The organism is Jeotgalibacillus marinus, from assembly GCF_040801915.1.
Lineage (GTDB): Bacteria > Bacillota > Bacilli > Bacillales > Jeotgalibacillaceae > Jeotgalibacillus > Jeotgalibacillus marinus.
Genome location: NZ_JBFMIA010000334.1, coordinates 1 through 226, shown reverse-complemented (window position 1 = coordinate 226; position 226 = coordinate 1). Strand labels below are relative to the sequence as shown.

The following is a 226-nucleotide window of genomic DNA, read 5'->3' as shown; positions in this document are numbered from 1 at the left end:
GAGGACTTGGTAACCTCCACGCCACAGCGCTCACACACGATTCCTTTGAAACGCACGCGCTTGTATTTGCCACACGCACACTCCCAGTCACGACTGGGGCCGAAGATTTGCTCTCCGAAGAGACCATCCTTCTCCGGCTTCAAAGTGCGGTAGTTGATGGTTTCAGGCTTCTTCACCTCTCCGTAGGACCAGCCTCGGATGTGCTCTGAGGTGGCAAGACCGATAC

At 55.8% G+C, this 226-nt stretch carries 1 protein-coding gene; it reads right to left on the bottom strand.

The window, feature by feature from the left end:
• Positions 1-224 (bottom strand): hypothetical protein (locus AB1471_RS18075; protein WP_367781091.1); only part of this gene is annotated, 224 nt, incomplete at its 3' end.
• Positions 225-226 lie beyond the last annotated feature (2 nt).